We start from the raw sequence: 10,812 nt of genomic DNA on the forward strand, positions 1-10,812 counted from the left end.
ACTAGTCCGAAAAATATGTTTTTTATACTTTTTCCGGTTTTGGCAAGCAAATTGCTGTCGTTGCAAATGTTGATTGATTGGTCAGTTATTAAATAGGGCGTTGCCCGGCCGGTCACCCTAAATCGCCGGCAAAGCGCCTATAGAGGAAACTGAATGGCAACCGCAGAACGCCTGAAGCTGGAACACATCGTCAAGGAGTACCCGGGATGCCGGGCGAACGATGGCGTCCAGCTCACAGTCAACGCAGGCGAAATCCATGCCCTGCTCGGCGAGAATGGCGCCGGCAAGAGCACCCTGATGAAGATCATCTACGGCGTCATCCAGCCCGACGCCGGCAGCATCACCTGGAACGGTCACCCGCTGACCCTGCAGGGTCCGGCCCATGCCCGCGAACTGGGCATCGGCATGGTATTCCAGCACTTTTCCCTGTTCGAGACGCTGACCGTTGCCGAAAACATCGCGCTCAGCCTGCCAGCCGATCAGGCCCGCGACCGACGCAAGCTGGAAGCCCGCATCAGCGAGGTCTCCGAGCATTACGGCATGGCGCTGGATCCGCGTCGCTACGTCAACACCCTGTCAATTGGCGAACGCCAGCGCGTCGAAATCGTGCGCTGCCTGATTCAGGAAAGCTCTCTGCTGATTCTGGACGAGCCGACCTCGGTGCTGACGCCGCAGGAGGTCGAAACCCTGTTCCGTACCCTGCGCCAGCTGTCGCACGAGGGCTGCAGCATTCTGTTCATCAGCCACAAGCTGCAGGAAGTGCGCGACCTGTGCCACCGCGCCACCGTGCTGCGCCAGGGCCGGGTGACCGGCGAGTGCAATCCGGCCGAAGTGAGCACCGACGACATCGCCCGGATGATGGTCGGCAATGAAACCCCGCTGTCGACCCGCGTTGAACCGCGCGCGCCCGGTGAGGTGCTGCTGGACGTCAGCCACCTGAACTACCGCACCAGCGACCCCTTCGGCACCAGCCTGCAGGATCTGTGCATGAGCCTGCGCTCGGGCGAAATTGTCGGCATCGCCGGCGTCGCCGGTAACGGTCAGGACGAACTGCTGCGCGCGCTGTCGGGCGAGGCGCTGGTCAGCAACGACAGCATCGCCCTCAGCGGTGTGGCCATCGGTCAGGCCAAGCCGAGCCTGCGCCGCCGCCTCGGCGTGGCGGTGGTGCCGGAAGAACGCCTTGGCCGCGGTGCGGTGCCATCTATGTCGCTGGTCGACAACAGCCTGCTGACCGCCTACGGCGAAGGCATGGTGAGCAAGGGCTGGGTGGCGCTGAACAAGGTGCGCGACTACGCCAGCCGTATCGTCGACGCCTTTGGTGTACGCACCGCCAGCATCGACAGCCACGCTACCAGCCTGTCCGGCGGCAACCTGCAGAAATTCATCATCGGCCGTGAGGCCATGCAGCAACCCAAGCTGCTGGTCGCCTCGCACCCGACCTGGGGCGTTGACGTTGGCTCGGCAGTGGCCATCCACGAGGCGCTGGTGCGGCTGCGTGACGAGGGCGCTGCGGTACTGCTGATCTCGGAGGATCTGGACGAACTGTTCCAGCTCTGTGGCCGCATGGGCGCGATCTGCGCCGGCCGGCTGTCGCCGCTGGTCAACACCAGTGACCTGACCATTGAACAACTCGGCCAGTGGATGGCCGGTGATTTCCCCAGCGCTGCACCTTCGGAGGTTTCCCATGCTGTCGCTTGAGCGTCGCGCCGTCGACTCCCGGGCCATGCAATGGGCGTCCCCGTTGCTGGCTCTGGTCCTCACCATCATCACCGGCATGGGCATCTTCATGGCCCTCGGCAAGGACCCGGTAGAAGGTCTGACCTTCTTCTTCCTGACCCCGCTGAGTGACAAACACGGCTGGGCCGAGCTGGGCCTGAAGATGGCACCGCTGCTGCTGTGCGCCGCCGGCCTGACCATCTGCTACCGAGCCAAGCTGTGGAATATCGGTGCCGAGGGGCATTTCCTGATGGGCGCGCTGTGGGCCAGCGTGGTGGCCCTGCAACTGGGCGGCCAAAGCGGCCCCTGGGTGCTGCCGCTGGTGCTGATTGCCGGCATGGTGGCCGGCGCGGTCTGGGCACTGCTGGCGGGTCTGCTGAAAACGCAGTTCCACTGCAACGAGATCCTGACCACCATCATGCTCAACTACATCGCCCTGAACCTGCTGCTGTACGCGGTTCACGGCCCGCTGAAGGATCCGTACGGGTTTGGCTTCCCGCAGTCGGAGATGTTCGCCGCCTCGGCGCTGCTGCCCAAGCTGATCCCTGAAACCCGCCTGCACATCGGCCTGTTGTTCGGTCTGCTGGCAGCGGTGGCGGTCGGCGTGCTGTTTGCCCGCACCTTTATCGGTTTCCAGCTCAAGGTCCTCGGTCAGGACGAGCGCGCCGCCGCCTTCGCCGGCTTCCCGGCCAAGCGTCTGACCCTGCTGGCGTTCATTCTGGCCGGTGGTCTGGCCGGGCTGGCGGGCGCGTCGGAGGTGACCGGCCCGCTCGGCCAGCTGGTGCCGCAGGTGTCACCCGGCTACGGCTACACCGCGATCATCGTAGTGTTCCTCGGGCGCATGCAGGCGGTCGGCATCGTGCTGGCAGCCGCGCTGCTGGCGCTGACCTTCATGGGCGGCGAGATGCTGCAGATTGCCATGGCCCTGCCCAAGGCGATCACCGGGCTGTTCCAGGGGCTGCTGCTGTTCTACCTGCTGACCTGTGACGCCTTTATTCACTACCGCATTCGCATTCGTCGGGCCCCCAAGGCCGTGGCAGGAGAGGCCTGATATGGACAGCGTACTGATTACCAACGTACTGGCCGCGACCGTGGTCGCCGGCACCCCGTTGCTGCTGGTCGCCCTCGGCGAGCTGGTGTGCGAGCGCTCCGGCGTTCTCAACCTTGGCCAGGAAGGCATGATGCTGATGGGCGCGGTGATCGGCTTTATCGCCGCCACCTCGACCGGCAGCCTGAGCATGGGCGTGCTCGCTGCCATGCTCGGTGGTGTGCTCATGGCCATGCTGTTTGCGCTGATGGCCATTACCCTGGCGGCCAACCAGTATGCCGCCGGCCTGGCGCTGACCATCTTCGGTATCGGCCTGAGCTCCTTCGTGGGCGCAGGCTTTGTCGGCCAGTCGATCGACGGCTTTGACAAGATCGCCATTCCGCTGCTGTCGGATATCCCGGTCATCGGCCAGGTGCTGTTCAACCAGGACCTGCTGGTCTACGGCTCGCTGCTGATCTTCGCTCTGGTGTTCTGCTTCCTCAAATACAGCCGCGGCGGCCTGATTCTGCGCGCCGTGGGCGAGTCGCCGGAAGCGGCCAATGCCAACGGTCTGAAAGTGCTGCCGGTGCGTTACATGGCGGTGGCCTTCGGCGGCGCCATGGCCGGCCTGGCGGGCGCCTACCTGTCGCTGGCCTACACCCCGATGTGGACCGAAAACATGACTGCCGGTCGCGGCTGGATCGCGCTGGCCCTGGTGGTGTTCGCCACCTGGAAACCCGAGCGTGTGCTGCTCGGCGCCTACCTGTTCGGCGCCGCCAGCATCTTGCACCTGGTGCTGCAGGGGCTCGGCTGGAACAGCTCAACGGAGCTGCTGGCCATGCTGCCCTATGTCGTCACCATTATCGTTCTGGTGCTGTTGTCGTGGAATCCCGCGCGGACCCGCCTCAACACACCCCTATCAATCGGCCAACCCTATAGGCCGAGCAAATAACTTGAGCACCCACTATGCCAATCAAAACTAAATCACTGATTCCAGGAAGCATTGAATATGAGCACACTGCAAAAAACGCTGATCGCCGCTTGCATCGCAGGCGCCTTTGTACCGAGCGCCTACGCTGAGAAGTATTTCTCCGACTCCAGCATCTCTGTCCTGTACAGCGATGACTACGCCCGCGTTAACTTCGACGGCGCCGGCAAGAAGACCTCGCAGACGTTCTTTACCTTCGAGAACGCCAGCGGTCACGACTGGGGCAGCACCTTCTTCTTCGTTGACCGTAACCAGGGTCACGGAAAAGACACCGATTCTGACGATCTGTACGGTGAATTCGCGCCTAACCTGAGCCTGAGCTGGCTGACCGGCAGCAAGCTGGGCGGCGGCCTGATCAAGGACTACACCCTGTCCGCTCAGTACGAATTTGGCGGCGGCACCAACGTCAACAACTACATGGTTGGTCCGGGTATCGACTGGAACATCCCGGGCTTCATGTACGTCGGCACCCGTTTCTACTACGTAGACAACAGCGAAACCTCTGACGATTATCAAACCACCGTCGTCTGGGGCAAGGCGATGGAATTTGGCAGCACCCGTATCCTGTTTGACGGTTATATCGACTGGTCCACAGCGGAAGACGATCACAAGTCCGACTTCCACTTCAACCCGCAGCTGAAGCTGGACCTGGGTAACTACCGTGGCAAGCCGGGCGTGCTCTACGCAGGTATCGAGTACTCCTACTGGAACAACAAGTACGGTCTGAACGACGATGTAATGGAAACCGAAAACGCGGTCAGTGCGCTGGTGAAATTCCACTTCTGATCACGGCAATGGGGGTTCGGCCGTGATGGTCGAACCCCTGCAATGGTGTAAAGGCGATGGAACAGATGACAAACAAAAGCGCATCCAAGACCTACCGACCCGGTCGCATCCGCGAGCGTAACCACGAAATCATTCTGGCGGCCGCCGAGCAGGAATTTGCCCTGCACGGTTTTCGCGGCGCCACCATTCAGAACATTGCCGAACGGGCCGAACTGCCCAAATCGAACGTGCTGTACTACTTCAGCAACAAGAAGAAGATCTACGCAGCCATGTTCGACGATATTCTTGCGCGCTGGAACGCGGTGTTCTCCAGCGTGACCGTCGACGACGACCCCGCCGAGGCGCTGGCCAGTTTTATCCGCGCCAAGGTCGAGATGGCCCGCCTGTATCCGCTGGCCTCCCGTCTGTTTGCCATGGAAATCATCCAGGGCGCCCCTTTTTTGATGACCCACCTGCGCACCAACATGCGCGAATGGGTGCGCGGCCGCGCCGGGGTCATTCAACAGTGGATTGATCAGGGCCGCATGGCGCCGGTAGACCCGGTGCAGCTGATCTTCCTGATCTGGTCCTCAACCCAGCACTACGCCGACTTCCAGGTGCAGGTGCTGATGGTGGAAAACAAGGCCGAGTACGAGAAGCAGGACTTCGACCGCGTGGCCGACTTCCTCACCGACATCATTCTTCGCGGCTGCGGCCTCGAGGTACCCAAGAAATGAGCAATTCGCACTACCCGCGTGATCTGATCGGCTACGGTGCCGAGCCGCCCAAGGCCAACTGGCCGGGGCAGGCACGCATCGCCGTGCAGTTCGTGCTGAACTACGAAGAGGGCGGCGAGAACTGTGTGCTGCATGGCGACAGTCATTCGGAAGTATTCCTCTCCGACATCATTGGCGCGCAGGCCTTTGCCGACCGCCACATGAGCATGGAATCACTCTACGAATACGGCTCGCGCGCCGGTGCCTGGCGCATCCTGCGCGAGTTTCGCCAGCGCGGCCTGCCGCTGACCGTATTTGGCGTCAGCATGGCCATGCAGCGCCACCCGGACATGGTCCGCGCCTTTATCGAAGACGGCCACGAGATCGCCTGCCACGGCCTGCGCTGGATTCACTATCAGGACATGAGCGAAGCCCGCGAGCGCGAGCACATGCAGCAGGCTATCGAGCTGCACACCGCACTTACCGGCCAGCCACCGCTCGGCTGGTACACCGGCCGCGACAGCCCGAATACCCGCCGGCTGGTGGTCGAGGCCGGTGGCTTCGAGTACGACAGCGATTACTACGGCGACGACCTGCCGTTCTGGACCACGGTAGACGCCGGCGCCGGCCCGCAGCCGCACCTGGTTGTGCCCTACGCGCTGGACACCAACGACATGCGCTTTGCCATCGCCGGTGGCTTCAACAGCGGCGAGCAGTTTTTCCAGTACCTCAAGGATGCCTTCGACGTGCTCTACGCCGAGGGCTCGGAAACGCCCAAGATGCTGTCGATTGGCCTGCACTGTCGCCTGGTCGGCCGCCCCGGCCGCTTCCGCGCGCTGCAACGCTTTCTTGATCACATCCAGAGCCACGACCAGGTCTGGATCACCCGCCGCATCGACATCGCGCGGCACTGGAAACAGACGCACCCTTACCAGCCTGCCAAGGATTAACCATGAGCACCGCCATCATCGCCCCGGCCGTCGACGGTCCGGCGTTTACCAAGACCGGCCTGAACCTGGCCGACGCCAGCCTTGGCGCTGAATTCCTCTGGGCGACCGACCAGTTCTTTGCCCCCGGCATCCGCATGCTCAACCCGGAACCGGCGGCGTTTTACCCCGGCCTGTACGACGACAACGGCAAGTGGATGGATGGCTGGGAAACCCGCCGCCGCCGCACCACCGGCCACGACACCGCGATCATCAAACTGGCGCTGGCCGGCACCCTGCAGGGCGTCGACTTTGACACCAGCTTCTTCACCGGCAACTTCGCCCCGGCGGTCTCGCTGGAAGCCTGCTACAGCCCGGACGCCGAACCGAGCAACGACAGCGCCTGGACCGAACTGCTGGCTGCCGTGGAGCTGGGCGGCAACGCGCATCACTTCCATGAACTGACCTCCGATCAGGTCTGGACCCACCTGCGCCTGCATCTGTACCCGGACGGCGGCGTCGCCCGCCTGCGCGTCTACGGCACCCCGCACTGCGACTGGTCGAACCTCGACAGCAGCCAGACCATCAACCTGATCGCGCTGGAAAACGGCGGCAATCAGGTGGCCTGGAGCGACGCCCACTACGGCGAACCGCGCAAGCTGCTGCGCCCCGGCCGTGGCACCGACATGGGCGATGGCTGGGAAACCCGCCGCCGCCGCGAACCCGGCAACGACTGGTGCATCCTCAAGCTCGGCCACAAGGGCATCATCGAGCACGTAGAAGTCGACACCGCGCACTTCAAGGGCAACTTCCCGGCACGCTGCTCGATCCAGGCCGCCTGTGTAGAGCAGGGCACCACCAAGAGCCTGATCACCCAGAGCATGTTCTGGCACACCCTGATGGACGAGCAGCCGCTGACCGCCGACGCCATCCACCAGTTCAGCGAACTGAACGATCTCGGCCCGATCACGCACATTCGCTTCAATATCATCCCTGATGGCGGCGTCAGCCGCCTGCGCCTGTTCGGCAAGCCGGTCGCATGAGCAGCCCCCGCGTACTGACCGCCGAGCCGCTGACCCGCGAAGCCTTCGCCCCCTTCGGCGATGTGATCTCCACGGTCGGCGCCGACAGCTTTCCGATCAACAACGGCCGCACCCAGCGCTTCCATGCGCTCGGTACGGTGCAGTTGCTGGGCGAGGGAGCCGAAGGCATTCTCTCGATCTTCCGCGGCCAGCCGCTGGAGCCGCTGGAGATCGGTCTGATGGAGCGCCATCCGCTGGGCAGTCAGGCCTTTGTGCCGCTCAACGGCACGGCGTTTTATGCTGTGGTCGCCGCCCCCGGCGACTTTGATGAATCCGCCGTGCGCGCGTTCTACGTGCCAGGCGACCAGGGCATCAGTTACCATGCCGGAACCTGGCATGCACCACTGCTGCCGGTCACTGCGGACGCCGATTACCTGATCGTCGACCGCCGTGGTGCAGGTAACAATTGCGATGAAGTAACCCTTAACCAACCCCTTGTGCTCCGCTCGGACAGCCTCTGAGGAAACCATCAGCTATGCTGATGCATTCCGTGCCCGCCGTGCCGTCACAGTGTCCGGAACCGCTAACCCGGTTCAGATTGCTATGAGGTACATATGAACCACTTTGCGCTGCACGATGCAGCCATCTTTACCGTTGACCCAGACAACCGCGTCATCCCGCGCGGCACCCTGATCGTCGAGGACGGACGCATCAGCGCCGTCGGCCCCAGCGACGAGCTGATCATCCCGCCCGGCATGCCGGTGATCGACGCCAGCGGCCACGCGCTGCTGCCGGGGCTGATCGACGCCCACTCCCATTCCAGCCTGATGCGCGGCGTGACCGAGAACATGCAGCTGATGGAATGGCTGCCCTACTACCAGCTGGAACACCGCGCCCTGACCGAGGAATACGCCTTCCACGCAGCACGCCTGTGCTATCTGGAAGCGCTGAAAAGCGGCACCACCTGCGTGATGGACATGTACCGCTTCATGCACCGCTGCGCCGATGCCGCCGGCGAGATCGGTCTGCGGGTCAATCTGGCACCCTACGTGGCCGACGAGCCCGGTAAGGACTTCTTCGCCACCCGCGCCGAAAACCGCGCGCTGATCCACAGCCACCACGGCAGCCAGAACGGCCGCATTCAGGTCTGGATGGGGCTGGAGCACCTGTTCTACTGCACCCCGGATGCCTACCGCGAAGCGCTGGAATGCCAGGCCGAATACGGCGTTGGCATCCACACCCACGCCAGCGAGCAGAAGGAAGAGGACGACGCGGTCAAGGCGCACTTCGGCCGCCGCTCGATTGCCCAGCTCGATCACTACGGCATCCTCGGTGAGCGCACCCTGATCGCCCACTGCGTGTGGCTCAACGACGACGAGATCAAACGCATCGCCGACACCGGCACCGCCATCAGCCACTGCCCGATCAGCAACGCCAAGCTCGCCAGCGGCGTCGCCCGCGTGCCTGAAATGCTCGCCGCCGGCATCACCGTCGGCCTCGGCACCGACGGCCCGGTGTGCAACAACAGCCTCAGCCTGTTCGAGGAAATGAAGTTCGCCTCGCTGATTCAGAAGGCCACCCGGCTGGACGCCACCGTGCTGCCCGCCGACCAGATCCTGCGCATGGCGACCATCAACGGTGCCCGCGCGCTGGGCCTCGGCGACCGCATCGGCTCACTGGAAGTCGGCAAGCAGGCCGACCTGCTGCTGCTCGACCTGGCGCAACCCAACCTGACACCGACCGAGATCAATGCAGCCGGCGGCAATTTGCTGTGGAATCTGGTCTTTGCCGCCGACGCCCGCAACGTCGCCGCGGTCTGGGTTGATGGCCGGCAACTGATCGCCAACGGCCGCGCCACCCGGGTGAGCGAACAAACGGTCATCACTGAAGCCCAGCAGCATGGCCTCGCACTTTTTCAGCAGTGTCGCGATATCGCGCACCTGCGTACGTCAATGGTTTAAGCGACTGCACGCACGCAGTCAGGAGTCATCACATGCAATCACTACCCCTTATCTCCGTCGCCGGCCTGAACAGCGAAGACCCCGCCGTCCGAGCCGAAACCGCCCGCCAGCTGGGCGTTGCCTGCCGTGAAATCGGCTTCTTCTACGCCGTCGATCACGGCATTCCGGAAGAGGTCATGGCCAGCGCGTTCGCCAACTCCAAACGGGTGTTCGAGCTGCCGCTGGAAACCAAGCAGGAGATGTCGATCAAGAAGTCGCCGCACAACCGCGGCTACGTCGCCATGGCCGACGAAAAGCTCAACCCGGAAGCGGGTGCCGACATGAAGGAAGCCTTCAACATCGGCACCGACTTCCCGGCCGATCACCCGGACGTACTGGCCGGCAAGCCGTTCCGCGGCGTCAACTTCTGGCCGCCAATCGACGGCTGGCGTGAAGCCATGCTCGGCTACTTCGACGGCTGCCTGAACCTTGGCCGGCTGATCCACAAGGGTTTTGCAATCGACCTGGGCCTGCCGGAAGACTTCTTCGTTCAGCACCTGACCAGCCCCATCGCCACCCTGCGCATGCTGCGCTACCCCGCCAGCGCCGGTCAGATCGACCGCGAAGACGGCGGCGCCGGTGCTCACACCGACTACGGCAACATTACTCTGCTGGCCACCGACAAGGTTGCCGGCCTGCAGGTACTGACCCGTCAGGGCCAATGGATCGACGCCCCACACGTACCGGGCGCCTTCGTCTGCAACATCGGCGACTGTCTGATGCGCTGGAGCAACGACACCTACGTCTCCACCCCGCACCGCGTCCGCCCGCCGGAGCAGGAACGCTACTCCATCGCCTTCTTCCTGGAAGTAAACCCCGACTCCATCGTCGACCCGCGCGACGTGATTCCGGGCGAAGCGCCGAAGTACGAGCCGATCAGCTGCGCCGAATACCTCGCCGCGCGCCTGAATGCCACGTACGAGCATCGGGTAGAGCCATCGTAGGGCACAGCGTGCTGTGCCCATGCCGCCTCCACCCCCACACCATTGCTCTACTTCTGCGCCGCTATTGATCGTTCCCACGCTCCGCGTGGGAATGCCCCGACAGGGCGCTCTGCGCCCGTTCCTGACTGCTGCACCATCCCGTAGGGGCACGGCATGCCGTGCCCGTACTGCCCCCATCACCGCACCGCTGCTCGACCTCTGCGCCGCTATTGATCGTTCCCACGCTCCGCGTGGGAATGCCCAGACAGGGCGCTCTGCACCAATCCCAGACGGCTTTGATCGTTCCCACGCGCCAGCCAGGACACTCTGCGTCACCACACCGTCCCGTAGGGCCACGGCATGCCGTGGCCGTGCTGCCTCCATCCCTGCACAGCTGCTCGACCTCTGCGCCGCTATTGATCGTTCCCACGCTCCGCGTGGGAATGCCCCGATAGGGCGCTCTGCGCCCATTCCAGACCGCGGCACAATCCCCGTAGGGGCACGGCATGCCGTGCCCGCGCTACCTCTATCACCGCACCATGGCTCAACATACGCGCTGCCTTGATCGTTCCCACGCTCCGCGTGGGAACGCCCCGATAGGGCGCTCTGCGTCCATTCCTGACTGCTTCACCATCCTCGTAACGGCACAGCATGCCGTGCCCGTGCTACATCCATCACCACACCATTGCTCTACTTCTGCGCCGATATCTAACCCGCCTTTCGCCTTCT

10 protein-coding genes are annotated in these 10,812 nt (G+C 63.6%); all 10 read left to right on the forward strand.

Going from position 1 to position 10,812, the window contains the following annotated elements; translation table 11 throughout:
• The first annotated feature begins 153 nt into the window (after positions 1-153).
• The 10 genes from B7O88_RS17125 (at position 154) to B7O88_RS17170 (ending at position 10,104) form a co-directional block, all read left to right on the forward strand.
• A complete protein-coding gene (locus B7O88_RS17125; RefSeq protein WP_088277922.1) occupies positions 154-1,698 on the forward strand; it encodes an ABC transporter ATP-binding protein in 1,545 nt (514 codons plus the stop codon).
• Positions 1,685-2,767: an ABC transporter permease gene (locus B7O88_RS17130; RefSeq protein ID WP_088277924.1), complete on the forward strand. Its 1,083-nt coding sequence runs from the start codon at positions 1,685-1,687 to the stop codon at positions 2,765-2,767. The genes B7O88_RS17125 and B7O88_RS17130 overlap by 14 nt, the downstream gene beginning before the upstream one ends.
• Before the next feature lies 1 nt (position 2,768).
• Positions 2,769-3,695: an ABC transporter permease gene (locus B7O88_RS17135; RefSeq protein WP_088277926.1), complete on the forward strand. Its 927-nt coding sequence runs from the start codon at positions 2,769-2,771 to the stop codon at positions 3,693-3,695.
• A 57-nt stretch (positions 3,696-3,752) separates the two neighbouring features.
• Positions 3,753-4,517, forward strand: coding sequence for an outer membrane protein OmpK (locus tag B7O88_RS17140; RefSeq protein ID WP_088277928.1), 765 nt, complete (start codon positions 3,753-3,755; stop codon positions 4,515-4,517).
• 65 nt (positions 4,518-4,582) lie between these two features.
• Positions 4,583-5,233 (forward strand): TetR/AcrR family transcriptional regulator, encoded by a 651-nt coding sequence (locus tag B7O88_RS17145; protein WP_088277942.1) that lies wholly within the window; start codon positions 4,583-4,585, stop codon positions 5,231-5,233.
• A complete protein-coding gene (gene puuE / locus B7O88_RS17150; RefSeq protein ID WP_088277930.1) occupies positions 5,230-6,162 on the forward strand; it encodes an allantoinase PuuE in 933 nt (310 codons plus the stop codon). Before B7O88_RS17145 ends, puuE begins: the two co-directional genes overlap by 4 nt.
• 2 nt (positions 6,163-6,164) lie before the next feature.
• Positions 6,165-7,181 carry an allantoicase gene (gene alc, locus B7O88_RS17155; protein WP_088277932.1) on the forward strand — a complete coding sequence of 339 codons (1,017 nt, stop codon included), beginning with the start codon at positions 6,165-6,167 and terminating at the stop codon, positions 7,179-7,181.
• On the forward strand, positions 7,178-7,681 hold the full coding sequence (locus B7O88_RS17160; protein ID WP_088277934.1) for an ureidoglycolate lyase: 504 nt from the start codon (positions 7,178-7,180) through the stop codon (positions 7,679-7,681). Before alc ends, B7O88_RS17160 begins: the two co-directional genes overlap by 4 nt.
• Positions 7,682-7,774: 93 nt before the next feature.
• Positions 7,775-9,121, forward strand: coding sequence for an amidohydrolase family protein (locus B7O88_RS17165; RefSeq protein ID WP_088277936.1), 1,347 nt, complete (start codon positions 7,775-7,777; stop codon positions 9,119-9,121).
• Between the two features lie 32 nt (positions 9,122-9,153).
• Complete coding sequence (locus B7O88_RS17170; protein WP_088277938.1) at positions 9,154-10,104, forward strand: isopenicillin N synthase family dioxygenase; 951 nt, start codon at positions 9,154-9,156, stop codon at positions 10,102-10,104.
• The last annotated feature ends 708 nt before the right edge of the window (positions 10,105-10,812 follow it).

The organism is Halopseudomonas aestusnigri (genome assembly GCF_002197985.1).
Classification (GTDB): Bacteria; Pseudomonadota; Gammaproteobacteria; order Pseudomonadales; family Pseudomonadaceae; genus Halopseudomonas; species Halopseudomonas aestusnigri.